General features: G+C 70.8%; 22 protein-coding genes. 13 read left to right on the top strand and 9 right to left on the bottom strand.

Going from position 1 to position 25361, the window contains the following annotated elements; translation table 11 throughout:
- Nucleotides 1-125: 125 nt before the first annotated feature.
- The gene (locus tag ACFY12_RS21525; protein ID WP_390717456.1) at nucleotides 126-2912 is read right to left on the bottom strand and encodes a discoidin domain-containing protein; all 2787 of its coding nucleotides are present in this window, start codon (nucleotides 2910-2912) and stop codon (nucleotides 126-128) included.
- A gap of 263 nt (nucleotides 2913-3175) precedes the next feature.
- Nucleotides 3176-4441: an erythromycin esterase family protein gene (locus ACFY12_RS21530; protein ID WP_390717457.1), complete on the bottom strand. Its 1266-nt coding sequence runs from the start codon at nucleotides 4439-4441 to the stop codon at nucleotides 3176-3178.
- A gap of 199 nt (nucleotides 4442-4640) precedes the next feature.
- Between ACFY12_RS21530 and ACFY12_RS21535 the strand changes: the two genes are divergently transcribed.
- From ACFY12_RS21535 to ACFY12_RS21550, 4 genes are all read left to right on the top strand, one after another.
- Entirely contained in the window at nucleotides 4641-5069 is a 429-nt protein-coding gene (locus ACFY12_RS21535) for a hypothetical protein (RefSeq protein WP_390717458.1), read from the top strand.
- Between the two features lie 215 nt (nucleotides 5070-5284).
- Nucleotides 5285-5503, top strand: a complete 219-nt coding sequence (locus tag ACFY12_RS21540) for a hypothetical protein (RefSeq protein WP_390717459.1) — start codon at nucleotides 5285-5287, stop codon at nucleotides 5501-5503.
- A gap of 73 nt (nucleotides 5504-5576) precedes the next feature.
- Nucleotides 5577-5903 carry a hypothetical protein gene (locus tag ACFY12_RS21545; protein ID WP_390717460.1) on the top strand — a complete coding sequence of 109 codons (327 nt, stop codon included), beginning with the start codon at nucleotides 5577-5579 and terminating at the stop codon, nucleotides 5901-5903.
- A 181-nt stretch (nucleotides 5904-6084) separates the two neighbouring features.
- Entirely contained in the window at nucleotides 6085-6582 is a 498-nt protein-coding gene (locus tag ACFY12_RS21550; RefSeq protein WP_390717461.1) for an EF-hand domain-containing protein, read from the top strand.
- A gap of 211 nt (nucleotides 6583-6793) precedes the next feature.
- Here ACFY12_RS21550 and ACFY12_RS21555 read toward each other — a convergent pair whose 3' ends face one another.
- The 3 genes from ACFY12_RS21555 to ACFY12_RS21565 form a co-directional block, all read right to left on the bottom strand.
- Nucleotides 6794-8053 (bottom strand): cytochrome P450, encoded by a 1260-nt coding sequence (locus ACFY12_RS21555; protein WP_390717462.1) that lies wholly within the window; start codon nucleotides 8051-8053, stop codon nucleotides 6794-6796.
- Nucleotides 8046-11378 carry an amino acid adenylation domain-containing protein gene (locus ACFY12_RS21560; RefSeq protein ID WP_390717463.1) on the bottom strand — a complete coding sequence of 1111 codons (3333 nt, stop codon included), beginning with the start codon at nucleotides 11376-11378 and terminating at the stop codon, nucleotides 8046-8048. The genes ACFY12_RS21555 and ACFY12_RS21560 overlap by 8 nt, the downstream gene beginning before the upstream one ends.
- A gap of 196 nt (nucleotides 11379-11574) precedes the next feature.
- The gene (locus tag ACFY12_RS21565; RefSeq protein WP_390717464.1) at nucleotides 11575-12015 is read right to left on the bottom strand and encodes a pyridoxamine 5'-phosphate oxidase family protein; all 441 of its coding nucleotides are present in this window, start codon (nucleotides 12013-12015) and stop codon (nucleotides 11575-11577) included.
- 789 nt (nucleotides 12016-12804) lie between these two features.
- Here ACFY12_RS21565 and ACFY12_RS21570 point away from each other — a divergent pair.
- Both ACFY12_RS21570 and ACFY12_RS21575 read left to right on the top strand, forming a co-directional pair.
- Complete coding sequence (locus tag ACFY12_RS21570; RefSeq protein ID WP_390717465.1) at nucleotides 12805-13029, top strand: hypothetical protein; 225 nt, start codon at nucleotides 12805-12807, stop codon at nucleotides 13027-13029.
- 307 nt (nucleotides 13030-13336) lie between these two features.
- Nucleotides 13337-13762, top strand: a complete 426-nt coding sequence (locus tag ACFY12_RS21575) for an ATP-binding protein (protein WP_390717466.1) — start codon at nucleotides 13337-13339, stop codon at nucleotides 13760-13762.
- A 121-nt stretch (nucleotides 13763-13883) separates the two neighbouring features.
- On the opposite strand, the gene ACFY12_RS21580 is transcribed toward ACFY12_RS21575, so the two are convergent.
- Nucleotides 13884-14888 (bottom strand): trypsin-like serine peptidase, encoded by a 1005-nt coding sequence (locus ACFY12_RS21580; RefSeq protein WP_390717467.1) that lies wholly within the window; start codon nucleotides 14886-14888, stop codon nucleotides 13884-13886.
- A 383-nt stretch (nucleotides 14889-15271) separates the two neighbouring features.
- Nucleotides 15272-16168: an SDR family oxidoreductase gene (locus ACFY12_RS21585; RefSeq protein WP_390717846.1), complete on the bottom strand. Its 897-nt coding sequence runs from the start codon at nucleotides 16166-16168 to the stop codon at nucleotides 15272-15274.
- A gap of 194 nt (nucleotides 16169-16362) precedes the next feature.
- Here ACFY12_RS21585 and ACFY12_RS21590 point away from each other — a divergent pair, with 194 nt between their 5' ends.
- A complete protein-coding gene (locus tag ACFY12_RS21590) occupies nucleotides 16363-16770 on the top strand; it encodes a hypothetical protein (protein ID WP_390717468.1) in 408 nt (135 codons plus the stop codon).
- Between the two features lie 67 nt (nucleotides 16771-16837).
- Here the strand turns inward: ACFY12_RS21590 and ACFY12_RS21595 are convergent, their stop codons facing one another.
- A complete protein-coding gene (locus ACFY12_RS21595; RefSeq protein WP_390717469.1) occupies nucleotides 16838-17821 on the bottom strand; it encodes a DUF4429 domain-containing protein in 984 nt (327 codons plus the stop codon).
- 174 nt (nucleotides 17822-17995) lie between these two features.
- Between ACFY12_RS21595 and ACFY12_RS21600 the strand changes: the two genes are divergently transcribed.
- The 4 genes from ACFY12_RS21600 to ACFY12_RS21615 all read left to right on the top strand — a co-directional run bounded on the left by ACFY12_RS21600 (nucleotide 17996) and on the right by ACFY12_RS21615 (nucleotide 23438).
- Complete coding sequence (locus tag ACFY12_RS21600; protein WP_390717470.1) at nucleotides 17996-19648, top strand: alkaline phosphatase D family protein; 1653 nt, start codon at nucleotides 17996-17998, stop codon at nucleotides 19646-19648.
- A 141-nt stretch (nucleotides 19649-19789) separates the two neighbouring features.
- Nucleotides 19790-21214, top strand: a complete 1425-nt coding sequence (locus tag ACFY12_RS21605) for a multidrug effflux MFS transporter (protein ID WP_390717471.1) — start codon at nucleotides 19790-19792, stop codon at nucleotides 21212-21214.
- Nucleotides 21215-21354: 140 nt separating this feature from the next.
- Nucleotides 21355-22434 (top strand): serine hydrolase domain-containing protein, encoded by a 1080-nt coding sequence (locus ACFY12_RS21610; RefSeq protein WP_390717472.1) that lies wholly within the window; start codon nucleotides 21355-21357, stop codon nucleotides 22432-22434.
- 50 nt (nucleotides 22435-22484) lie between these two features.
- Nucleotides 22485-23438: a small ribosomal subunit Rsm22 family protein gene (locus tag ACFY12_RS21615; RefSeq protein WP_390717473.1), complete on the top strand. Its 954-nt coding sequence runs from the start codon at nucleotides 22485-22487 to the stop codon at nucleotides 23436-23438.
- A gap of 38 nt (nucleotides 23439-23476) precedes the next feature.
- Here ACFY12_RS21615 and ACFY12_RS21620 read toward each other — a convergent pair whose 3' ends face one another.
- Nucleotides 23477-23653 (bottom strand): DUF6243 family protein, encoded by a 177-nt coding sequence (locus ACFY12_RS21620; protein ID WP_390717474.1) that lies wholly within the window; start codon nucleotides 23651-23653, stop codon nucleotides 23477-23479.
- A 150-nt stretch (nucleotides 23654-23803) separates the two neighbouring features.
- Here ACFY12_RS21620 and ACFY12_RS21625 point away from each other — a divergent pair, with 150 nt between their 5' ends.
- Both ACFY12_RS21625 and ACFY12_RS21630 read left to right on the top strand, forming a co-directional pair.
- A complete protein-coding gene (locus ACFY12_RS21625) occupies nucleotides 23804-24406 on the top strand; it encodes a TetR/AcrR family transcriptional regulator (protein ID WP_390717475.1) in 603 nt (200 codons plus the stop codon).
- A 163-nt stretch (nucleotides 24407-24569) separates the two neighbouring features.
- Nucleotides 24570-25325, top strand: a complete 756-nt coding sequence (locus ACFY12_RS21630) for a bifunctional DNA primase/polymerase (RefSeq protein ID WP_390717476.1) — start codon at nucleotides 24570-24572, stop codon at nucleotides 25323-25325.
- Nucleotides 25326-25361 lie beyond the last annotated feature (36 nt).

Consider the following 25361-nt stretch of genomic DNA (forward strand, 5'->3'; position numbering starts at 1 on the left):
GTCCAGGTGCCCCATAAAGCCGTTCAGCCCACATGTTCGCGGGTTTTCCCGTCCCCATGTGGGCTGAACGCGTTCCGGGCAAGCCCGCAAGCCCGCAAGCCGGCAAGCTCGTTGGCTGACGGTCGTCAGCTGACGGTCAGTTCCGCGATGCCCGGGTGCTGCTTGGCCTCGGGGTCACCCTGCACAGTCACCCGTACGTATCGCGCGAGGCGTGTCTGATCCGGGTCCACGCGCTGCCAGTGGCGTCCGTCGAGGGAGAGCTCGATGGTGTGCCGGGCGGGCTTGGTGGCGGTCCAGGTGGGGGTGACCTTGCTGATGCGGACGGGCTTGCCCAGGTCCGTCGTCAGGGTGCCGCGCGGCCCGTTCGGAACCCACGCCGTGGCGGTGTTTCCGTCGACCGCGGCGCCCGCGTACATGCCGGTCTCCTCCGTCGAGGCGGTGGCGGTGGTGCAGCGGGCCGCGTTGCCGGTGGCAGCGAGGTCGGGGCGGCGGGTCTTGAGGACGGCCGGGGTGCCCTCGGTGACGATCTGTTCGCCCTGCGGGGTCTCGATGGTCATCGGGGCGCCGGCGGTGAGGCGCACGGTGGTGTGGTGGGCACCGAGCTCGATGTCGTAGGTGCGGCCCTGCCAGGTCAGGCCGCGCAGGGTGACGCCGCGGCTGAGCTGCGGGGGCAGCATCGGGTCGAGGTGGAGGCGGTCCTCGCGCATCCGCAGGCCGGTCAGGCCGTTGGTGAAGATCTGCAGGAAGCCGCCCTTGCCGGTGAGGAAGTCCTGCGCGGGCTGGCCCGCCAGGGGGTCCTCCGCCCCCGCCTTCTCGCCGCGGGCCTCCGAGAACTGCGCGAAGGGGCCGCGTACGAAGGGCTTGATGGAGCGCTGGAGATAGGTGTACGTGGAGCAGCCCGGCTCGCCGATCGCGGCGGCGTCGATGGCGTGCACCGAGTCCGTCATGGCCGGGCCGTCGGGGTCGGTGCGCTGTGCGTAGTGGTCGAGCGTCGCGGCTGCGGCGCCCTCGGGCATCTTCCACTCCAGCGGGTACGTCAACAGCACCGTGTCGGCCTGCTTGATCTTGCCGCCGCGGTAGCCGTCGTACTGCTCGAAGACCTTGCGCCGCGCGTCGTACGGAATGCGGATCTTGTCGGCGATCGCCTTCCAGGCGGCGGGCGCCCGCTCGCCGAGGAGCTCGGCGGCGCGGGTGGCGTGGCGCAGGGCGGTGGCGGCGCCGGCATTGGTGAACACCGCGTCGTCGACGCCGTTGCTGTACTCGTCGGGCCCGGCGGTGTTCTTGATCGAGTAGCTGCCGTCGGCGTTCCGGGTGACCCGGCTCGCCCAGAACTCGGCGATGCCCTTCAGGACCGGCCAGCCGCGCTCGCGCAGCCACTGCGTGTCCCCGGTCGCCAGGTAGTACTGCCAGGTGGCAAGGGAGATGTCGGACTGGAGGTGGATCTGGGTACGGCAGTGCGGCGGGTCGACGCTGTGGCACTCCTTGGCCAGGTCGCCCGAACTGCCGCTGTTCCAGGGGTAGAAGAGGCCTTGGTAGCCGAGCTTGCGGGCGTTCTCACGGGCTCCGGCGCGGGTGCGGTAGCGGTAGTCGACGACGGACTTGGCGAGGTCGGGCCGGGAGGCGAGCAGCGCGGGGTACATCCACGTCTCGGCGTCCCAGAAGATGAGGCCCGCGTAGTTGTCGCTGGTCAGGCCCGTCGGGGCGATGCTGTTGGCGGCGCCCTTGCGGGTGTTGGACAGCAGCCCGTACTGCGCGGAGCGCACCCACGCCTGTAGGTCTCGCTGCCCCGGCACCTCGATGTCGCTGCGCCACAGGCGCGCCCAGGCGGTGGTGTGGGCGCGCAGCAGGGCCTGCCAACCGCGGTCCGCGGCGCGCTGTGCGGCGGCGGTGGCGTCCCGGCGCGGTGCCTTCGAGGTCAGGGCGGTGTCGACGCCGACGTACTTGGTGAGGTCGTACGAGCGTCCGCTGCGCACGTCGAGGGTGAGCGCCTGGCGCGCGGTGAGGCCCTTGGCGGGGCTTGCCTGCCGGGATGTGGCGGCACGTACCCCGGGGCCGGTGCGCAGGGTGGAGGCCACGGCGCCGTCGACGCCGGTGCCGTCCGTGCGGAAGGCGACATCCATGGCGGGGCCGCCGTGGTGCGCGCCGGTCTGGTCAGTGCTGGTCCGGTCGGTGCCGGTCTGGTCGGTGCCGGTACGGTCCCCGCCGCCGGTCTGCCGCATGCGCCGCGCTCCGCGGCCGTCGACGAGGTCGGTGACGGTCGCCGCGCCGCTCCAGTGCGGCGTCATGCGCAGGCGTACGGCGGCCACGTGCGGGTCGGTGCGGTCGGCGAACACCTCGTAGACCAGGTCGGTGCGGCGGCCGTCGGCGGCGGTCCAGGTCAGGGACGTACGGACCAGGCCGCAGCTCAGGAAGAGGGACTGGCGGTAGTGGGATATTCGGGCGGACGGCGTCGAAGAGGTGAAGGTATCGCTGTCCGCTCCGCCGGTGCTGACGGTGAGCGCGCTCCATGTGGGCAGTGCGGCGACGGCCTGCCGGTCACCGGCGGTCTTCGGGTTGTGCGCGTACAGGCCGGAGACGAAGGAGCCGTCGTAGGGCGGGGTGAACAGCGGCCAGCCGGTCTTCTTGGCATCGCTCGCGGCGTATCCGGCGCCGTTGGGCGGCACGCGCTGCCCCAGGTAGCCGTTGCCGACGAAGGCGTGGTGGGGGCCGGTGGCGTCGGGACGCGTGCTGTCGAGCGTCCAGCCGTCGCCCGTACGGCAGGCGGCCGGTGCGGCGGCTGTGGTGGCCGTGGGGGCGAGGGTGTTCCGCGGTTGCGCGACGGCCTGCGGTGGCACCGTGGCGATGAGCACTCCGGAGAGCAACGCTGCGGACATGCGGGCGGCACGTGGCCGGGTACCGAGGGAGTACGTCATTGTTCTCCGTCACTCTGGTCGCCTGCGAGGTTTAGGGACCTTAAATTTTGTGAACGAGGCGCGTCAAGAGTCGAAGAGTTTCGATCAGTTCTTGAACACATCGCACATCGGCAGGCCGAGTGGCGCCCGCCCCTTTTGCTGCCTTTCGCCCTATTAGCATCGCCTTCGACCCTGCCCGAGCTCCACTCCAGGGCGAGTCCGGCGAGGAGACTCAGGGAGTGATCCCGCCAAGCACAGCCCCGTGTTCCACCGGTCAGTGCCGATCAGTGCCGCACGCCCTCCAGCCAGTGCGCGGCATGGGCCTCGTGGACGTGGGCGAGCACGTCGAACGCGGCGGTGAGGGAGGCAACGCTCAGATAGGCGTCCGCGTCCTGCGCCGGGTCGTACACCCCGCTGATGACCCGCATCTTCGCCGGGCCCGCCCAACGGCGGCGGATGTCTTCCCCACGCTCCCCGTCCCCCGCGTGCTCCCCACGCTCCCCGTCCCCCGCGTGCTCCCCGCGCAGATCCAGCCAGTGCGCGGGCGTGTCCGCCCGGCCGAGCTCGGCGTCCAGGAAGTCCGCGGGCGGCTCCGGGACGGTGACGACCCCCAGGTCCCCGTGGTGGAAGCCGATCGCCACCGCGACGTAACCCGCCCCGTAGCGGGCGCGCAGCTCGCTGCCGATGCTGGGCATCAGGGCGCCGTCGGAGACCATCCCGAGGCGGAACGGAGCCGCCGAGGTGTGTGCGATGCCGTCCCAGAAGACCATGCGCAGGCCCGTCCGGCGCTGGTGTCCGGCCAGCATGTCGGCCGCCGCGTCGTCCTCGCCGCCGAAGCTGCCCCGCCCGGCGACGCTCTGCTCATGGAAGTCCACGATCAGACGCATCCGCGCGAGTACGGCCTCGCCGCCCTTCGCCCCCTCCGCCGTCGTCAGGGACGTGAGCAGCGCGAGCGCGTCCCGGGCGTGCTCGGCGAACGGGCGTCCCGGGTGCACCCCTTGGGACCGCTGGACGTGCTCGTCGAGGTCGTGCGCGGTCCTGATCGGCTCCAGGTGCGCGGCCAGCTCCGGCAGCCGGTCCGGGGCGACGGCGCGGACGTGGCCGAGCACGGCGTCGTAGTCCTCGTGCTGCGCCTGCGCGGGCTTCGTGCCGATGATGCGGACCTGGTCGTCCGGGTGGTCGCGGTTGAACGCCCGGATCCAGCGGAGCGCCGCGGCCGTCTCCGTGGTGCGCCATGGGCGCCACGAGGCGTCGAGCGCGCTCTCGGCGGAGCCCTCGCCGGTGCGTACGTAGCGGTCCAGGCGGTCGGCGGCCCCGGCGTGCTCCTGCAGCGCGAGGAGGCGGAAGCCGTGCTGGGTGACCAGGCGGCGGAACAGCTGGTCCTGGAGGCCGGAGACCTCGTGGGAGAAGCGGGTGGAGCCGCCGATGCCGACGATCGTGGCGCCGGTGGCGATCCGGGCGGCGAGTCCGTCGAGGGAATCGGTGGAGAAGGGGAGCGCGGAGGTGTGGGCGGAGGTGTAGGCGGAGGCGTGGGCGATGTCGTGGTTCATGCCCTGCACTCTCATACGTCAAGTTGACTTGAGGTCAAGCGCCCGGCCGGCCGGGCGGCCGGTCAGGCCGAGAGGCCCCTTGTTCTTAGTTCTTCAAGCATTGCAGATGTCAAGCGATTTCATTATCTCCCCTTCGTAAGGATGGATTTATTAGATTGGGTTGTTCATCTCTGTGGATGAGCCCATAGGGTGTCGGGCCATGGGTGTCGATGTGTTTAGCCGGGCTGTGCGTCGCCGGAATCTGATTGGCGGCATGACCTTCAACCGAATGGCTGCCGCATGCGGTTGGGAGCGCTCGTCGGCCTGGTGGAACAATATGGCCAACTACCGGATGGAGACGCCGCCGGCCCCGAAGTACGTCAGGGGGATCGCCCGCGTTCTCAGGATTTCGGAGCGGCGCGCCAACGAACTCATTGCGGAGCAGTGGTATTCCGTACGGCCGGACGATGCCATTCCCGATCACCTGAAGGACCTCGTCACTCTTCTTGAGGAGGTCGATCCTGGCGATCTTCCAGCGGTAGAACAGCTTGTGGTCATTCTCGGGCAGAAGTGTGCGCTCGCGGCGAAGGTTGGGCAATATGAAGCCGAGGGTGAGGCGGCGAGCGGGGCTGATCGGAGGGTGGCCTGATGCGCCACCCCGCAGGTGGTCAGGCGTTGTTCGGGCGAGGAGGTGTTAGGGGCGCGCCGGGGTGCTGGACGTTGTCAGAGTGACCTCTCATGTTTGATGTTGTCGACAGGGTGAGTGAGGCGCTGTCGGGCCGTTCTGCCTTGTCCAGATGGCTTCATGGTGCAGTCGTTGTGCAGTAGCCTGGCCTCGCAGTCCTGTCTGCCAGAGGGGGATACGTGGAGATCGAACAGCTGCTCGCGTTAACTGGGGCTGCTGGACTTTGGCTTCCAGCGTTGGTCCGGATGATCGCTCTATGGAAAAGCTCCCGACGCTCGACGGAAGCCACTATTGAGGTCAAGGGGGTGAAGGTACGCCTTGACCTTTCCAATCCGAAGGAGGCCGAGGAGTACCTCGAGGTCCTTCAGAAGCGACTGAATGCCGCCAGGGAAGGGTGAGTCTTTGTCTGGCCACATCGGGGGTGCAGGGGCTTCGGCTGAGGGATTGCTGCTGAACGGTCAACCTCGCAGAGTGTTCAACGCAGATCATCTGAATGCCTCCTTTGGGGGTGCCGGCGGGGGTGTTGGTCTGGCCGCGTTTTCCGACAACCTCGGCAGCGACACTGTTGCGGGAAAGATATTTCTTTATATTGCTCCTGTGGGAGCCGTGGCGTTCGCGATCCTCATGAGCTGGATCTTCGTAAAACTTGAGCAGCGCGAGATTCGCAATCAGAATGCGAAGGCAATTGCGACAGTGGAGACGGAGCTTGGCAGTCAGGGCATCTCGCTGGAGCGTAAGCAGGAGCTACAGCAAATCCTTAAGTCGTTGAAGGATGAGAGGATCGCTCATCGGCTTTAGGGGAACCCATTTTCAGGGGGGACTTTTTTCAGAGGAACTCCAGGGTGTGCGGGGCTGTCCGGGGTCGGTCTCTGCGGCGTACTTCCGCTTCGCCGTTCACTTGTGAGCCGTTCACTCGTGAGAGGGAGCCGGGCGTCGGACGGCCCTCCGGTGGGAGCCGAGGCTGGCACGCTGTGGCGGCATGACCACTACCAGCAACAACGCGATTCTCGAGGAGTTTCGGCGCATGGACGCCGACGGCGACGGAGTCGTCGACCGCACCGACTTCCTGCGTGCGCCACGTAAGCTCCTCGCCGCCCTCGGCATCGCCGAGGACTCTCCCAAGGCCCAGGCCCTGATCCGGGCCAACGAGACCCAGTGGGAATCCTTCCTCTTCCTGGGCGACGCCGACCGTGACGGGCGCCTGACCTCCGACGAGTACGTGACCACCCGCACCTCGCCCGAGTTCCGTTCCCCGAGCCGTCCGGGCAAGGGGGAGGTCTGTCAGACCCTCTTCGCCGTGCTCGACGGTGACGACGACGGCTCCATCAGCCAGGACGAGTTTCTCCGGGCGGCCGACTTCCTGTGCATGCCGCCCGCCGAGGCGGCGAGCTACTTCGCGACGCTCGACAGCGACAACGACGGACAGCTGAGCGACAAGGAGTTCCTGAAGGCGGTCAAGCGCTTCTACACGAGTTGAATCAGATGTCCCGCCAGACGTGAGACATAGGCAGTCCGTGGAAGTCACCCGTCGCTGGGGGCCTCCACGGACTGCTGTTTGACTGCCGACGATCGGCAGGGTGGCTCGATGAACTTCCCGTCGCTCTAAGCAAGTTGGGAATGCGTGACAGCGGAGTCGTCGGCCGCTGGGCGAGAGTGAAGGCGAAGCGGTCAGGGCCCTTCGCGGTGGGTCAGGACCAGCTGACGGGGAGGGTGAGCGGGGATTTGCTCGGGGACTCGTCGTCCCAGACGGCGGGGTGCCCGTCGGCCGGCGTCAGGTTCGGGAAGCGGTCGAACAGGGCCTCCAGGCCCACGGTCATCTGGGCCCGCGCGAGGTGCGAGCCGATGCAGTTGTGCGCCCCGCGGCCGAACATGAGGTGGGGGTTGTCGCTGCGGCACAGGTCGAGCCGGTCGGCGTCGGGGAAGACGGTGCCATCGCGGTTGGCGGCGGCGAGCACGGGCAGCACGGCGTCGCCCGCGCGGATCGTCTGCCCGTGCAGCTCGAAGTCCTCGACGGCCTGGAGAACGACGACACCGTTCATCACCGGTACGTAGCGCACGAGTTCCTCGACCGCGCCGGGCAGCAGGTCGCGGTCGTCGCGCAGCCGGGCGTACTGGCCGGGTTCGGTCAGCAGCGCCATCACGGCGTCGGCCAGGAACATCGTGCTCGTCCGATAGCCCGCGACGAGCATGGACAGGCCGAAGTTCACCACGCTCTCCTGGTCCACGTCGCCGGCGTCGCACTGGCGGACCAGTCCGGTGAGCATGTCGTCGCCGGGCGTGCGCCGTTTACGGTCGATGAGAGAGCCGATGTACTCCCGCAGTTGGCGGGTGACCTTGCGCCCCTCCTCCAGCGTGAGCATCGCGCCGAGCGCGGCGTCCGCCATGGGAAGGAAGTCCTCGCTGTCCTCGTACGGGATGCCGACCAGGTCGCACATCACCCGCAGCGGATAGGGCTCCAGGTACCCCGCCACCAGGTCGCCCGGCTGTCCGGCGGCGGCGAAGGCGTCCAGCAGTTCGTCCGCGGCCCGGCGCATGGCCGGCACATGGCGGCGGATGGCGCGGACGCTGAAGGGTTCGGCCAGGGCCCGGCGCAGGGCCAGGTGCCGGGGGCCGTCCAGTTCCATCATCGTGACCAGGCCCGGTTCGGCTGCGCCGGTGTCGCCCGTGTCCGCGTCCGCGTCCGTGTCCGGACGGGCCGGCCAGTCGTTGATGGTCGGCCTGATCAGCCGGGGGTCGGCGATCAGCTGCCGGACATCGTCGTAACGGGTCACGTACCAGGCGGTGGCGCCGAACGGCAGACGTACCTTCGCCACGGGGCACTCCCGGCGCAGCCGCTCGTACTCCGCGGGCGGGCCCATCGTGCCGGGCGGCGGCACGGGCAGGTCCAGCACCGGAACGTCCAGTACCGTCGCAGGGTGCGGTCCAGCGGCCGCGGGACACTCACGCATGCGATCCCTCCCGCGGAGCCGGCGCGGCGGGGCGCTCGATATAGCCGGTCGTGTAGAAGAACTCCAGGTAGCGGTCGAGGAGTTGGGCGTCCACCGGCGGGCAGTCCAGGCCGCTGGTGGCGAGCGCGCGCTCGACGTTGTCGCGGCCCAGGGTCGGGAAGGTGCCCTCGAAGAACATCTCCTTGACGGACATATCCGCCTTGTTGCTGCGGTCCACGCACAGGGACACGAACGGCGCGGTGGCGCTCGTGGGGTGCGCTGCGACGTGCCGGACGAGCTCCTCGACCCACTCGTCGTACGGCAGCTCCTGGATGGTGTGCCCCGCGGCGCGCATCCGGTCGAGGACGTCCTGGAAGGCGGCCGGACGCGGGTTGGTCAGGTGGTACGTGTCGTCGGTCGTGGGCCGTCCGGTGGCGATGTGCACGATGGCATCGGCGAGGTAGTCCACCGGTACGAAGTCCATCGGCAGCGGGATGTCGGGCGCCAGGCCGGTCTCGGCGACCGTCTTGAACAGCGAGCAGATCGCGGTCTCGGTGTTGCAGACGCCGCTGCGGCGGTCGCCGGTGATCTCGTACGGGCGGTAGACGGCCACCGGGACCCCTTGGCGCGCGGCGTCCCGCAGGACCTCTTCGGCGACCCACTTGCTCTCGGCGTAACCCATGGTGAGGCGGTCGGCGTGGTCCAGCGGCAGGTCCTCGTCGACGTGCCCGACCCCGGCCGTGCCGAAGCCGGCCAGCACCGCGACGGTGGACAGGAAGTGCACGGGCACGCCCCGTACGGCCGCCAGCCGTATGAGCTCCTTGGTGCCCTCGACGTTGGCCCGGCGCAGCGCCTCGTACGGGTAGAGGAAGTTGACCTGCGCCGCCGAGTGGATCACCAGGTCGAGGGAGTCGGCGAGCTTCTCGGCGTGGCCGGCCGCCAGGCCGAGGCCCGGCTCGGCGAGGTCGGCGGGGAAGCACACGATGCGCTCGGCGTCGCCGTCGGCGGGGGAGAGGCCGAAGCGGGCCAGGTTCGCCAGCACCCGCTGCTGGGCGTGCGCACTGTCGCGGCCGCGTACCGGGCAGTGCACACGGGCATCGGTGGTACGTAACAGGCTGTCGATCAGGAAGGCACCGACGAATCCGGACGCGCCGGTCAGCAGCACGTCCTTCGGCCGCTGCCAGTCGGGAGCGGGACCCCGGCGTTCGGGCAGGGGGGAACCGAGGCGGGCTTCGGCACGGAGGTCCGTCGTGACTACGGGGGCGGTGGTGGGCGCGCGGCCGTCCTGTACGGCGGCGACGGCGGCGGCGAAACCGCCCAGCGTGGGCGCCTGGAGCAGGCCGCGGATCAGTGAGCTGCCGTGCCGGGGATCGATGCCGAGTGCCGCGAGCGTGCGGTTGACGGCCTCGGCGGCCAGGAGCGAGTCACCGCCCAGGCCGAAGAAGCTGTCATCGGTGGCCGGGCGCACCCGGAGCACCAGCTGCCACACGTCGGCCAGGGTGTCCGTCAGGGTGTCCGTCAGGCCGGAGTCTTCCCCGGTGGCTGGAGGCGCGGCGGAGGGGCCGGTGGTGGGTGCGGAGACAGCCTGGTCCGGGCGGCCGCCCCGGCCCGTGTGACCCGTGTGACCCGTGCGGTCTCCTCGGCCTCCACGGTCCTCCTGATCGGTCAGTGCCCGGAGCTTTCGCCGGTCGACCTTGCCCGCGGGGGTCACGGGGAACTCCGCGACCTCCAGCAGGCGCGCGGGCACCGCCGCGGCCGGCAGCCAGGCGGCGAGGTCCTGGCGGACCCGGTCCAGGGGCACTGCCGTCCCGGGCCGGGCCGGGCTCACGTAACCGATGAGGCTCTCGCCGGTCAGCTCGACGACGGCCTCGCCGACCGTGTCGTCCGCCCGCAGGCGTGCTTCGACCTCGTCCAGCTCGATCCGGTACCCGCGGAGCTTGATCTGACGGTCCGTCCGGGCGCGGTACTCCAGGACCCCGTCCGGGCGCCGGACCACGCGGTCACCGGTGCGGTACAGCCGGACGGCGGGGCCGGCGGACGGAGAGGTCCCGGAGGACGGTGAGGTCCCGGCGGAGGGAGAGGCCTCGGCGGCGGAGGGCTCGGACGTGAGGGGCTCGGGCGGGGGAGTGGCGTCGAAGGTGTCGAAGGCGGGAGAGACGAACCGTGCGGCCGTCAGGTCCGGGTCACCGAGGTACCCCAGCGCCAGGCCGTCCCCGCCGACCAGCAGTTCGCCTTCCTCCCCCGCGTCCGCGAGCGTGCCGTCGTCCCGTACGACGTAACAGGCGGAGTTCTCCAGCGGCCGGCCGATCGGCACCGATATCTGGTCCGGCGGCAGGTCGCGCACCAGGTGCGCGGTGGAGACCACGCTGTTCTCGGTCGGGCCGTAGAAGTTGACCACGGTGGTGTCCGGGCAGGCGGCCTGCACCGCCCGGGTCAGGTCCGGGTCCAGCGCCTCGCCGCCCGCCGAGGCGAAGCGCAGCGTCCGCAGCGCCTGCGGCCTGGTACGTGCCACGTGGTGGAACACCCCGGTGGTCAGATAGGCGACGGCCACCCGCTCGGCGACCAGCCGCTCCTCCAGCGCCACCGGGGACAGCAGCTCCTCACGGTCGACCAGGACGAGGCAGCCGCCGTTCAGCAGGGCGGACCAGATCTCGATCGTGGAGCTGTCCGAGGACAGCGCGTAGGCATGCAGTACGCGCTCGCCCGGGCGCGGCCGCTGGGTGACGAGATCGGAGGTGGCCAGCCGGACCACGCCGCGGTGCGGAAGGGCCACCGCTTTGGGACGGCCGGTCGTGCCCGAGGTGAACATCACGTAGGCGCAGTCCGCCGGGGTCACGTCGCCGCCCGGGACCTGGGCCGGGCGGACGGGCGGCTGACCGGTACCCGTCAGCTCGATGCGGGTGCGTATCCGCCGGACGCGGCAGACGCTGCCCGGCAGGGTGACGACGGTCTGTACGCCCGCGTCGTCGGCCATGGCCTGGAGCCGCTGGGGCGGGTAGGTGTCATCGAGAGGTACGTAGGCGGAACCGGTTTTGAGAATACCCAGGAACGCGACGAGTGCGTCCACGGAACGGCTTCCGCACACTCCGATGAAGTCGCCCGGCCGTACGCCGGAGTCGTACAGCCGGGCGGCCAGTGCGTCGGAACGCTCCTTGAGTTCGCCGTACGTCATTGCCCGGCCGTGGTGGAGTACGGCCTTCGCCCGGGGACGCAGTGACGCCTGGACGTCGAATAACTGATGGATGCTCTGGTTCCGGTGGTCCCCGGAAATCTGGGGGGCGGAGTGGCCGGGCGCGCCAACAGCAGGCCCCGCTAACCAGGGTTCGGTCGTCATTTCCAGTGCCATTGGAGTGCTCCCTGTCATTGCCATGCCATGCCGTGCACCGCCCGGCAATGCCGTGGTGAACAAGCCGGCCGTGGTGAACAAGTCGGTATTGTTGCCGAATGAACAATCCGGAGTCGGTCCGCCGAACCCGGTCGGTGACCTGATCGGTGGGTAACTCTTCCGGCGGGTAACTGCCGGCGGGTGGGCGGGGTGATCGCTAGCTGAACTCCGCGGCGAATGCGGCGAAGTCGGCCGTACGCCAGCGCTGCGGGCGCATACGGATCAGCACGTCGTCGGTCAGCTGACCAGCGTTGGCCGCCAGATAGTCCGTGGCCGTCTCCGGGTCCAGGTACCTGCGGGCCAGGGCCTCGCGCTCGGCGGCCGGTACCGGGTCGGCCACGGATACCACCGGGCCTTCCACGCTGACGTATTTGTACGGCGCCGATTCGCTCTGTACGCAGATGCTGAACCGGCCGGCATCGCGAATAAGCCGGTACTTCAACGACTCCCGGCCGGTCTGCACGATGACCTCTCCGCCGGGCTGGTAGCCGTACCAGACCGGTACCAGCAACGGCGCGCTCTCCCCACGTGGATCGTCCACGCCCACGACGCCCACATGCAGTCCGGCGAGAAACTCCTCGCGCGCTGTGACGGACATGGCCAGTTCCACGACTGGTCACCTCATTCCGGAAAGGATTCGCTGAACATTCGGCAAAGGAAGGGCTGCTCGGGGCGGGCTCCCAGGGCCGGCCCATTCATCTCGGCGAGCCAGGCAGACAGTAAGAATCGGCGTGCTCTGTGTCAACGACGATCAGGGGGGCGACGCGCTCCGCGCTCCCCGCTCAATTCCGGCTCCCGAGGCCGGATATGACGTTGGACGGTGCCGTTCCCGGAATCCGCGGGCAAACCAACTGTGAACTGAGTGGCCGAAAGTGAATTGCCCCATGGGGCGCTACTCCTCGGCGCGGATTGCGGAGCGCAGCGGGCGCGGCGGTGATGTTGGCCGGAAGCGTCCGGTGCCACTTCCCCGCGCGGCATTCCCGGATCCTGCTGTCCGGGTGGTGCCGGTCCTCGTGGTGTGACGTTCGCCATGCGTGTCGCCGGATCGGATCTGTGGTGCCGGATTCCACCCAGCTTCCGCCGATCTGTCCATAGGTCGATCTCTCCGTAGTCCGTAGGGGGCGCGGGGGCACGGGTGCAGGGAGGGGCGGAGGCCGGACAGCGGCCGTACGGGAGGGGGGCTCCGGCGTCCCGGTTGCCCGGTGTGGCTGCCTGGGTGATCATGGAGAGCGCCAGGGAGTGGTGGGCCGGAGTACACGGCTCAAGCGGCTCCCGCAGGCGACGAACAGCAGGTCAGGGCGAACCCGGATCGTCGGAATCCGCGTGGTTCACCCGGTCAGCCACGCTCAGCGCGACACCGGGCGCGAGGGTGTGCATCGTGATTCGCATGAACAGAACACAGACGCATTTCCGCAAGAACGCCGTTGCACGAGTACTCGCGGTCGGCACTGCCCTGGGCTTTGCTCTCGCGGCAGGGATGGCGACGGCCACTTCCGCCGTAGCCGCGACGCCCGCCTCTCACGTCGTCACGAAGGCTGCTGCCGTGCAGTCGAGCCCGGCTGGTGGAGGTGGCGACGACTACAAGTGCGTGATCGTCCTCCTCTGCAACTGACGGACAGATCACACGAGTTCAGGACAGGTAGTTCACGCGAGTTCAGGTCAGGCGAGGCGGGCGATGCGGCCCGCGCGGTTCCTTCTCCGTCTCGTCCAGCCTGCCGAAGGAGAGGTCGAGCAGGAGGTTCGCCGAGAACAGTCGAGAACAGTTGTGCTTTGACGGCCGCGCTGTTGACGGTAGCGACAGCGCGGGCCGATGGCGTCACAGATCGTCTCTGTTGCGCATCCGGGCTGTTGCGTGTCCGGCGGAAGGGATCGTCGTTCTCATCGTAAAAGCTCATCTCCGCACTTCTGAAGGAGTTTTGATGCGACGAGTCCTAACGGCTGCCGCTACCGCCGCAGCTGCCCTGACGCTGGGGTCTGCCGGTGCTGCCCAGGCTGCCGATCTGACGCACGCCACTGACCTGGGCAAGGTGACCGGTGGCGACACCGCCGGCCTGGGCGACGCCGCCGGCCTGGGTGGCGCGGCGAGCGGGGCCGCGGCGGCGGCCGGTCAGGCGACGGGCGGGGCCGTGCAGACGGCCGGCGGCCTGGCGCACGGGGCGGCGCCCGCGGCCGGTGGGGCAGCGGGCTCAGCCGCGGGCGTCCTGGGTGAGACGGTCGGGGCGGCCAAGGCGGCCACGGAGGGCGGGGTGCCGAAGGGTGCGCTGCTCGGTGGGATGCCGACCAAGGGGCTGCCGACCAAGGGGCTGCCGAGCGCGGACCAGCTGCCGGTCAAGGGCATGCTCTAGCCCGGCGCACGTCACCGGCCCCGCTCCGTCCCTCCTCGTAGGGCCGGGAGCGGGGCCGTTTCGTGTCGTGCGCGGCCGGCGGAGGAAGGAAGGCCGCCGGAGTCAGGGGGTGGGGCCGGGCTCAGGAAGCCTGGGCCTGGTCGTAGAGCTTCTTGGCGTCATCGCCGAAGTACGGGCCGAACATCGTGTCCGGCAGGAACTGGTAGCCGAAGCTGTTCACCGAGGCTTGCAGACCGGTGCCGGTCTTCTCGTCGAACGAGGTGAACCAGGGGCCGCCGCTGGAGCCGCCGGTCATGTTGCAGGCCAGTCCGTGGTCGTTGGAGAACAGTGGGTCCTTGATGGTGGTGCCGCTGCAGTAGATCAGCTTGCTGCCGTCGTACGGTGCGGCCGCCGGGTAGCCGAAGGCGTACATCGCCTTGTTGTAGCCGGAGTTGAAGGCCAGGCCCTGGCCGCCGACGACATCGGTGAGGTTCTTGCCGTCGAGCGGGGTGACGATCGCCGCACCGACGTCGTAGTTCATGTCCTCGCTCGCCGTCCACTGCGGGGTGGAGAGCGTCTTGGCGGCCGCCCACTTGCCGTACGGGTCCTGGCCGTCGTGGTAGCCGGGGATGAAGACCCAGTTGGTGTGCCAGGCGCCCTTCAGTTTCACGCAGTGCCCGGCTGTGATCACGGTGTTCTTGTTTCCGCTGGTCACCGCGTCGCCGGAACAGGAAGCGTTACGGCCCTGGTAGGTGAAGAACACCCGGCCGGCGGTCTTGGTGACCGCACCGCCGCCGGTCCACGGCCCACCGGCCTGCGGGATGACCCCGGGCACCAGCGACGGCAGCGACGTCATCGATGGCAGCGGTGGCAGTGACGGCGGGACGTTCACCGGGGTACCGCGGGGGACCGTGGTCGTGGGCTTCCGTGCGGGAGCGTCGAGGTCCAGGGGGGTGGCGGACCGCATCCGGCTCGCCGTCCAGAAGGCGTCGAGTGCGGCGTGCGAGGTGGTGGCGTCGTGGGAGTTCCGGGGAGTGGTGGCGCCGGCCGAGCCGGCCGGGAGCAGCAGGGCGAGCAGCGTACCGGCGGCCGTCAGCGTGCCCAGGGCTGCCCGGCCCCTGTGCACCGCCGGATGTCCGATGGCCATGCCGTCAAGTGGGGGTATGGAGCGAAGGGTTGGCCGTTCGTTTCGTCTCACACGTGACTCCTTCTGCGGAGGCGCGCACGGCAGGCGTACGCGGCCGTGGGGGCGGGCCGCGCGGCCGCGGCCCGGCAGACGAGTGGTGCGGATCCGAAGCCAGAGTGCCAGCGGAAGGGGCAGGGCGGGAGAGGGCGTACGGGGATTGAACCCGTACGGGGACGCGAGGCGTACGGGGACGCGACGGATACGAGGGCGCGAGGCGTACGGGGACGCGACGGATACGGGGACGCGAGACGTACGGGGACGCGACGGGTGCGGGGGCCCGATGCGTACGGTGGGTCATTCCGTGGTGGGGACTCCTGGTGGAGAGGGGCTGCCCGTACCCGGATTCAACCGCGTCCGATGTAGGGCATGTTCGTCGCCAGTACGGTCGCGAACTGAACATTGGCCTCCAACGGCAGCCCTGCCATATGGGCGACCGTGCGCGCCACGTCCGCCGCGTCCATCACCGGCTCGATCGCCACCCGGCCGTCCGCCTGCGGAATGCCGGTCTGCATCCGGCTGGTCATCTCGGTCGCCGCATTGCCGATGTCGATCTGCCCGCAGGCGATCCGGTACGGACGTCCGTCCAGGGACAGGGACTTGGTCAGGCCGGTCATCGCGTGCTTGGTGGCGGTGTACGCGATGGAGTGCGGCCGGGGGCTATGGGCGGAGAGGGAGCCGTTGTTGATGATCCGTCCGCCCTGCGGGTCCTGGGCCTTCATCGTCCGGAAGGCGGCCTGCGCGCACAGGAAGGCGCCGGTGAGGTTCACCTCCACGACCGCGTGCCAGTCGTCGTACGTCAGCTCGTCCAGCGGTACCGACTTGCCGAAGGTGCCCGCGTTGTTGAACAGCAGGTCGACCCGGCCGAAGCGGTCGCGTACGGCGGTGAACAGGGCGTCGACCTGTTCGGGGCGGGTGACATCGGTCGGCACCGTCATGACCGTGGGGCTGTCGATATCGGTGAGGGCGACCAGACGGGCGGTCTCCGCCAGGGCTTCGGCGCGCCGTCCGGCCAGTGCCACCGTCCAGTCGTCGTCGGCCAGCGCTCGGGCGACCGCCCGCCCGATGCCGGAACCGGCGCCGGTGACCACGGCCACCTTCCGGGGGGTGGCTCCGCCCCGCCGCTCCTCCTGCGGCGCCGGCGCCGTCTGCGGGCTCCGCCCGCCCCGCGAGGGGGGCACCGGCAGCGTGGGCCGGGTGGCCGTCGCCACCCCGCCGGCCTCCCCGGCCCGTGCCGTCGGCATCGTCCGTGCTGCCTCTGCCCCTGCCCCTGCCCCGGCCCCTGCCCGCTCCCGCTCTGAGTTCTGTGCCATGGCGGCAGCGTAAACGGCATACGGTCGGTGAACCGGGCGGTCGGCGCGCGTCACCGGTTTGACTCATTCCGGATAGCGTCCCATGATCGGAACTGGCCATGATCATGACAGTAGGGGGATGAGCCATGCGCACATCTGTGAAGAGCCTCGGTGTGGGTGCCGCGGCCCTGGTCCTGACGGCATTCCTGCCGACGACGGCGAATGCTGCCACGTTGCAGCCCAGTTGCGGCACCACCGGCGCCAACGGCAACCTGCGGGTGGAGAACTTCGGCGGTGCGACGGACCACATCAATGTGTCGATGACGACGTACGACACGCTCGCCGACGGCAAGAATCCGGCCATCCGGCTGCTCACGAAGAACGTCAACGGCAAGGTCAAGTACTGGGCCTGGCACGTCGGCAAGGGTGGCAAGGGCTCCTGGGGCAGCTGGAAGACCTATGCGAAGGAGGACACCGGGATCTTCGAGGTCGGCGTCCAGATCGCGCGGTTCGACGGTGGCAACCTCGTCAACAGCTGCACCGACTGGTCCTGATGACCCGTACGTAGGGCCGTACGTCAGCAGGCCCCGGTCCCACTCCACCAGGAGCGGGACCGGGGCCCTACGTGTGGAAGCGCTGGAGGACCGCTGCCTTCGCGGCGGTGAACTCCTCCTCGGTCAGGATGCCGTCGCGGCGCAGCTCGCCCAGGTCGCGCAGCCGGCGGAGCAGCGCGTCGTGGTCGTCGTGGGTGTCGCCTGGTGCGCCGGCCGGGACGCCCGGCTGGGGAGCGCGCGGGGAGGGTGCGGCAGATGCGGGAGATCCGGCAGTCGGGGCGGGCGCGGTGAGGGCCGGCGTCCCGGCGGGCAGGGACTTCCCGGCGGGGAGGGATGTGCCTCTGGGGGCAGAGGGGTGCGGCAGCCGCGCCGCCACCGCGGTGGCCAGCAGTGCCGTCGTTCCGCTCTCCTTCTTGAAGCCCCACAACTCGATGGAGTTGGGGTCGTGATCCGGCTTGACCGGCTCCGGCGCGCCGTGGGTGCGGAAGCGGAGATAGCCCGACTCCAGGCCCGCCGCGGCCCGCCACTCCACCGCCGCCAGGTCGGCCAGCGCGAACTCCCTGGGCCCCCAATTCCGCTTGGCCTCGCTGGTGTTCCAGCGCCACTCGATCCGTACCCGCTCGCCGTCGAAGGCGGCCAGTCCGTCCGCCCCGGCGGCCGACAGCGGTACCGACGGGCCGGGCAGCAGATAGCGGTCGCACGGCCCGTCCGGTATCTCCGCCAGGATCAGGGCCTGCCGGACCGCGTCCTCGAAGTACTCGGCGACATCGACCCGACCGGGGTCCACGGCCACCTGATACGGGTTCGCGTCGTCCGGCAGTCCGCCGCCGGTGACCTGCAACAGCGGATCGGCCCCGTCTCGGAGCCGTAGCCGCAGCCGGCCGCCCTTGCGGGCCGGTTCGTACCCGATCCCGGCGACCGCGGTCAGCGGCACCGTGAACTCACCCAGGTCCTGGCGCAGTTTGTGCACCCCGCGCTCGTGCCCCGGCACGATGCGCACGCCTTCGCCGTCGAAGCTCCAGGTGCCGTCACGCCCCATCAGTTCTGCCACACCGCAAATCGTACGACTCCCCGCCGACAGCCGCCGGATGCCTCGAATGTCCGACCGCGTCCGGTCCGGCCGCAAGCATCATCCGGTTGTCATGCCTGCGTCGTGCACGGGACAGGGCCGCGCCGTCCCGCGGCCCTGCAATGGCAGGGACAACCACAGCCAGGGGAGGGCCAGATGACGCACACCGCACCGTACGAGCAGCAGACCGCACCGTACGAGCGGCAGATCCGGGCCGCCGCCGGGCACGTCGCCCGCCGCCGCTTCCTCACCGCCACCGGGGCCGCCGCCGCGCTCGCCTTCGCGGCCGGCGTCCCGGGCGCGGGCGTCGCAGCCGCCGCCGAGGCCGATCCGCGGAAGATCACCGAGAACCCCTTCACCCTCGGCGTCGCCTCCGGCGATCCTCAGCCCGGCTCCGTGGTGCTGTGGACCCGCCTGGCCCCCCGCCCGTACGAGAGCGGGGGAGGGATGCCGAACGCCAGGGTCGAGGTCCGCTGGGAAGTCGCCCACGACGAGCGCTTCACACGGCCGGCCGGCCGCGGACACGCCGACGCCCACCCGGAGTTCCACCACTCCGTGCACATCGAGCCCACCGGCCTCGCGCCCGACCGCGTGTACTACTACCGCTTCCGCGCCGGCGAGTGGATCAGCCCCGTCGGCCGTACCCGCACCACGCCCGCCCCGACCGCCCGGCCGTCCGCGCTGTCGCTCGCCGCGGTCTCCTGCCAGGCCTACCACGACGGCTACTACACCGCCTACCGGCATCTGGCCCGCGAGGACCTCGATGTCGTCTTCCACCTCGGTGACTACCTCTACGAGTACCCGGTCGACGCGGCCGGCGGCGCCCGCAACTACACCGACCGCACGCTGCCCGCGCACTTCAACCGCGAGACGGTCACGCTGGAGGACTACCGGCTGCGCTACGCCCTCTACAAGTCCGACCCGGACCTGCGGGCCGCCCACGCCGCGCACCCGTTCATCGTCACCTGGGACGACCACGAGGTGGAGAACAACTACGCCGCCGGTATCAGCGAGGACAACCTCCCGCCCGCCGAGTTCCTCGTCCGCCGGGCCGCCGCCTACCGCGCGTACTGGGAGAACCAGCCGCTGCGCCGCCCGCAGCGGCCCAACGGCCCCGACGCCCGGCTCTACCGCCGGGTCCGCTACGGGCAGCTCGCCCAGTTCGACATCCTCGACACCCGCCAGTACCGCTCCGACCAGGCCTACGGAGACGGCTGGCATGCCCCGGGGCCCGAGAGCAGGGACCCCCGGCGCACTCTGACCGGTGCCGCCCAGGAGCGCTGGCTGATCGACGGCTGGCGGCGGTCCACCGCCCGCTGGAACGTCCTTCCGCAGCAGGTCACCTTCTCCGAGCGGCGCAACGCCACCGGCCCCGGCTACCAGGTCAGCATGGACGCCTGGGACGGCTACACCGCCTCCCGCGAACGGGTCCTGGCCGGTGCGGAGTCGGCCGGAGTGGAGAACCTCGTCGTGCTCACCGGCGATGTGCACGTCCACTACGGCTTCGACATCAAACGGGACTTCAAGGACCCCGGATCGCGCACCGCGGGCGTGGAGTTCGTGACCACGTCGATCGCCAGCGGCGAGGACGGCGCGGACAAGCCCGCCAACTGGGACACGTACATGGCCGCCAACCCGCACCTGAAGTTCTACAACGGCCGGCGTGGCTACCTCACCGTCACCCTGGACCGGGACACCGCCCGCGGCGACTACCGGACGGTGTCCGCCGTCACCACCCCGGGAGCGCCGGTCACCACCGCCGCGTCGTTCGTCACCGAGGCCGGCGCCCCGGGGCTCAAGTCGGCCTGACCGGACCTCCGGACCTCCGGACTTCCGGACCTCCGGACCTCCGACCCAGGCCCTAGGTCCAAGGGACCGGGCCGCGGACGGGTGGAGACCGCCCCGTGCATGACACCATGGGCTGGCCATCACCAACCCATGGAGACACTCATGACGGAGCCTGGCCCCAGCGCGGCCGAGAGCACGGGGAGCTCGGACTCGCCCGCCATATCCGGGCGGGGCGCGGCAGCGGAACGGGTCGCACCGGCCACACCGTCCGCACCGGCCGCGTCCCGCCGCACCAGCCTCCTCGTCACCCTCGTCCTCGGCGGGCTCACCGCCGTTCCGCCGCTCTCCATGGACATGTACCTGCCGGCCCTGCCGCAGGTGGGCGCCGCTCTGCACAGCCCGGCCGCCACCGTCCAGCTCACCCTCACCACGTGCCTGGCGGGCATGGCCCTGGGCCAGATGATCGTCGGCCCGATGAGCGACAAATGGGGGCGCCGGCGCCCGCTGCTGGCCGGCATGGTGATCTACGTCCTGGCGACCGCCCTGTGCGCGGTCGCCACCACCGCCGAACTGCTCATCGCCTTCCGCCTGTTGCAGGGCCTGGCGGGCGCCGCCGGCATCGTCATCGCCCGCGCGGTGGTACGCGACCTCTACGACGGCGTCGCCATGGCGCGGTTCTTCTCCACCCTGATGCTGATCTCCGGGGTGGCACCGGTCGTCGCGCCCCTCATCGGCGGCCAGATCCTCCAGATCACCGACTGGCGCGGCGTCTTCGTCGTGCTCACCGCCGTCGGCCTGGCGCTCACCCTCCTCGTCTGGCGCACCCTGCACGAGACCCTGCCGCCCGCGCGCCGGCACCCCGGCGGCCTCGGCTCGACGCTGCGCACCATGCGCGATCTGCTCGCCGACCGGACCTTCTCCGGCTACCTCCTCGTGGGCGCGTTCGCGTTCGCCGCCCTCTTCGCGTACATCTCGGCCTCGCCGTTCGTCGTCCAGGAGATCTACGGGGCCTCCCCGCAGGTCTTCAGCCTGCTCTTCGGCCTCAACTCCATCGGCCTGGTCCTGGTCGGCCAGCTCAACGGCAAGGTGCTGGTCGGCCGGGTCCGGATGGAGAACGTGCTGGCCACCGGGCTGGCGCTGATCGCCGTCGCCGCGGCCGCCCTGCTCCTGATGTCCTCCGGCGTCTTCGGCCACGTCGGACTGGCTCCCATGGCCGCCGGGCTCTTCGTCCTGATGGCCGCCATGGGCCTGGTCATGCCCAGCACCAACACCCTCGCGCTGCTGCGCACCCCGCACGCGGCCGGTTCCGCCTCCGCGCTGCTGGGCACCTCGACCTTCCTGCTCGGCTCGGTGGCCTCCCCGCTGGTGGGCATCGCGGGCGAGCGGACCGCCGTCCCGATGGCCCTCGTCCAGCTCGGATGCGCCGTATTGGCGCTCGTCAGCTTTCTGGGTATGTGCCGTCCGTGGCAGCGTAGAGAGGAGAAGGGCATCACGAAGGGCATCACGAAGGGCATCACAGAGCAGGACAAGGGCACCACGGAGCAGGACAAGGGCACCACGGCGTACGAGAGCGGCATCACGGAGTAAGGGCCCCGGAGCAGGAGAAGGGCGTCACGGAGTAAGGGCACCACGCAGGAGAGCAGCAGCACGGGCGAGAGGACCGCACGCTGAACGCATACCGGCTCACCTACGGCACGCCGACCCAGGCGGGACTGGACCCCGCGTGGGTGGAACGGCTGGTCCACGGCGTACGGACGCTGCCCGAGGGCCGGCCGCCGTGGTCGCCGGGAGCCGTGGTGCTGGCCGGCCGCGGGCCGGTCGTGGTCGCGGAGGCCGCCGCCGGCTGGGCCCAGCGCTACCGTGCGTACGACGCCGGGCAGGACCAGGGCCTGGAGCTGCCCCGCGACCGGTGGGAGCCGATGCGGACCGGCACCGTCTTCGACCTCGCCTCGCTCACCAAGCTCTTCACCGCCATCGCCGCGATCCAGCAGGTCGAACGCGGCCGCCTGGTCCTCAACGACCAGGTCAAGGTCCATCTGCCGGCCTTCACCCCCGGCATCACCGTCCGCCAGCTGCTCACCCACACCTCCGGCCTCGCCCCCGAGCTGCCCTTCTACGAGCACCAGGGGCGCGGCGCCCAGCTGGAGCTGCTGTGGCGGGAGGTGGCGGAGCCCACCGGCCGCCCGGACACCAGCTACCTCTACTCCGACCTCAACCTGATCTGTCTCCAGCTGATCCTGGAGCAGCTCACCGGGCGCCGCCTCGACGTCCTGGTCCATGAGGGCATCACCGGCCCGCTGGGCATGACCAGCACCTGCTTCGGCCCACTGGCGCCGCACGGCGTCGCGGCCACCGAGGACCAGCGGCGCCCCTGGGCCAAGGTGGACCGGGGCATGCTCCGCGGCGAGGTGCACGACGAGAACGCCTGGGCGCTCGGCGGGGTGGCCGGCCACGCGGGCCTGTTCTCCACCGCCCAGGACCTGGCCGTACTGTGCCGCACCCTGCTCAACGGCGGCGCGTACGGGCGTACCCGGATCCTCGGCGCCGGCGCGGTCGCCGCCCTGCTCGACCCGCCCGGTCTCGGATTCGGCATCGACCAGCCGTACTTCATGGGCGAGTTGGCGGGCCACGGCGCCGCCGGGCACACCGGCTTCACCGGCACCAGCCTGGTCCTCGACCGGGCCACCGACACGTTCCTGATCCTGCTGGCCAACACCGTCCACCCCCGTCGGCGGTGCGGCGGCAGCGCCCCGCGCGCCGCCGCCGCCACCCGGCTGGCCCGGGCCGTGGTGCGCTCCCTTGCCTGAGCGCCCGCGAGGCTGATGCTCCCCCGTCGCTCCCCCGTAGAATTCCTCCAATGCACGACGAACTGCGCGCCGCACTGGCCGGCCTGCTCGACGGCCTGCCGCCCAAGCAGGCCGCGCAGGCCGTGGACCGCCTGATCAGCAACTACCGGGGCCGCACCCCCACCGACGCCCCGGTCCTCCGCGACCGCGCGGACGTGGCCGCGTACGCCGCCTACCGCATGCCGGCCACCTTCGAGGCCGTACGAGCCGCCCTGGCCGCCTTCGCCGCCCGCGTCCCCGGCTGGTCCCCGGCCACCCATGTCGACATCGGTGGCGGCACCGGTGCCGCCACCTGGGCCACCGCCGCCACCTGGCGGGGGCACCGCAGCACCGTCCTGGACTGGGCCGAGCCCGCGCTGGCGCTGGGCCGCGAGCTGGCCGGGGGAGTGCTGGGCGACGTGGAGTGGCGCCGCGGGACGATCGGCGCGGGCCTGACGATCCCCGACGGCACGGACCTGGTCACCGTCTCGTACGTGCTGGGCGAGCTGACCGAGGACGACCGGCGCGCGGTGGTCGACGGGGCGGCCCGGGCGACGGCCGTCGTGGTGATCGAACCGGGCACCCCGGACGGCTATGCGCGCATCCGCGAGGCCCGCGACCGGCTCATCGCCGCCGGGCTGCGGGTGGTGGCCCCCTGCCCGCACAGCGCGGAGTGTCCGATCGTCCCGGGGGAGGACTGGTGTCACTTCTCCGCCCGGGTGAGCCGGTCCTCCCTCCACCGGCAGGTCAAGGGCGGCTCCCTCCCGTACGAGGACGAGAAGTTCAGCTACGTGGCCGCCACCTCGCTCGACGCGTCGCCCGAGGCCGCCCGCATCGTCCGCAAGCCCCAACTCCGCAAGGGGCAGGTGCTGTTGGATCTGTGCACGGCCGACGACGGTCTGCGGCGGACGACGGTCACCAAGCGTCAGGGCGCCGGCTACCGGGACGCCCGCGACGCCTCGTGGGGCGACGCCTGGCCCGCGTAGCCGCGAAGGGCTCCGCGGAGCGCCGCCCCGTGCGGGGCTCACTCCTTCCGCGTCCGCTCCTGGAATCTGCGGAGCAGTTCCTGCCGCTGCGCCTGGGCGTCGGCGTGCCCCTGGCCGCCACGGCCGCCTCCGGCGCCGCCGCGCAGCGACCCCCGGGAGAGCTTGTTGCGGGTTCCTCCGACCCCCAGCATTCCGTTCGCGTTTCCCTTGGCCATGGGACGTCCCCTCTCGTTTCGTCGTCTCGGATGCCCCTCGGACCAGCCCATCGAGACGATGCGTCTCGTTGAACACGCCCTCACTATCCACCGAGACGGTTCGTCTCGTCAAGACGATACGTCTCGCCTCTTCTCGCTAGACTCCGCACCATGGCCAACAAAGCAGCCCCCGACCCCTCCCGTCGCAGCGAACGCTCCCGTCGCGCGATCTTCGACGCCGCCCTCGCACTCGTCGGCGAGATCGGCTACGAAAAGCTCACGATCGAGGGCATCGCCGCCCGGGCCGGCGTCGGCAAGCAGACGATCTACCGCTGGTGGCCCTCCAAGGCCGCCGTCCTCCTGGACGCGTTCACCGCCGGCATCGAGGACGACGACTACGCGAAGGGCTTCCCGGACACCGGCGACCTGGCCGCGGACCTGAAATCCGTGCTCCGGGCGACCGCCGACGAATTCAACGACCCGGCGTTCGAGGCCCCCTACCGCGCCCTCGCCGTGGCCGGTGCCAACAACGAGGAGCTCTCCCGGACGTTCGTCGCCCGGCTGATGGAGCCCGGCACCCGCGTCTACGTCGAACGACTGCGGGCGGCCCAGGAAGCCGGTGAAGTGGCCACCGGTGTCGACGTACGCGTGGCCGTCGAAATGGTGCTGAGTCCCTTCTCACAGCGCTGGCTGATGCGTACCGGTCCGCTCACCCACGAATTCGTCGACACCCTCGTCGACCAGGTACTGAACGGCCTGCGCCCCCGCGGCTGACCGGCGCCGGACGGCCGGCGGGCGAGGCCGTGCCGCGTCGCCGATGAGGTGAATTGCCGGTATTCGCCCGTCCTTCGTTCACCCCGGATCTCCACACCGGTCACCCGGGACGCAGGATGGTGGCAGCATTGATCCCAGACCACCGCTCGAAGTGAGGGGATAGATGGAACGCAAGAGCAGGTTCTCCCAGTGGCTGCGCCGGCCGAAGAGCGGATCCGACGGCGGCGATACGGACACGGGATCGGCCGCCGCGCGCGGCCGCGAGGACCTGCTGCTGGCCGCGGCCGGAGCGGGCTTCCCGATCGCGCCCGCGGCCCATCCGTCCGGCTACGGCTGTTCCTGCGAACGCATCGGCTGTCCGACCCCCGGACGGCACCCCGTCTCCTTCGGCTGGCAGACCGTCGCCACCACCGACCGCGACAAGGTCGCCGCCTGGATCCGGACCCTCCCGCAGGCCAACTTCATCACCGCCACCGGCATCGCCCACGATGTCCTGGACGTACCCGTCGAGGCCGGCCGCAGCGCCCTGGGACGGCTGGAGGCGGCCGGTATCGACGTCGGCCCGATCACCCTGAGCGGCGACCCCCGCTTCGGCGACGGCCGGATGCTGTTCTTCACCGCGACCCGCGGCACCCCGGACGACGAGGACGAGTGGTGGCCCTGTGAGCTGGACTGCCATCCCGAGACCCTGGACGAGCACCCCGGCCTGCGCTGGCACTGCCGCGGCAGCTACGTCCTCCTGCCGCCCTCGACGCTCCCCGGCGAGCAGCCCGCGGTGACCTGGCTGCGCGGCCCCGAGCTGCCGCTGCCCGACCCGCTGACCCTGCTGGAGTCGCTCACCGACGCCTGCGCCGAGTTCCACGACCGCGCCGACCGCGAGCCCTACCACGAGACGGCGGCCTGGCCGATCGGCCGCTGAGCCCGCTCACGCCGGCTAACGGACCGCGGGGGCCGT

The sequence above is a fragment of the Streptomyces sp. NPDC001339 genome, assembly GCF_042895955.1.
GTDB lineage: Bacteria > Actinomycetota > Actinomycetes > Streptomycetales > Streptomycetaceae > Streptomyces.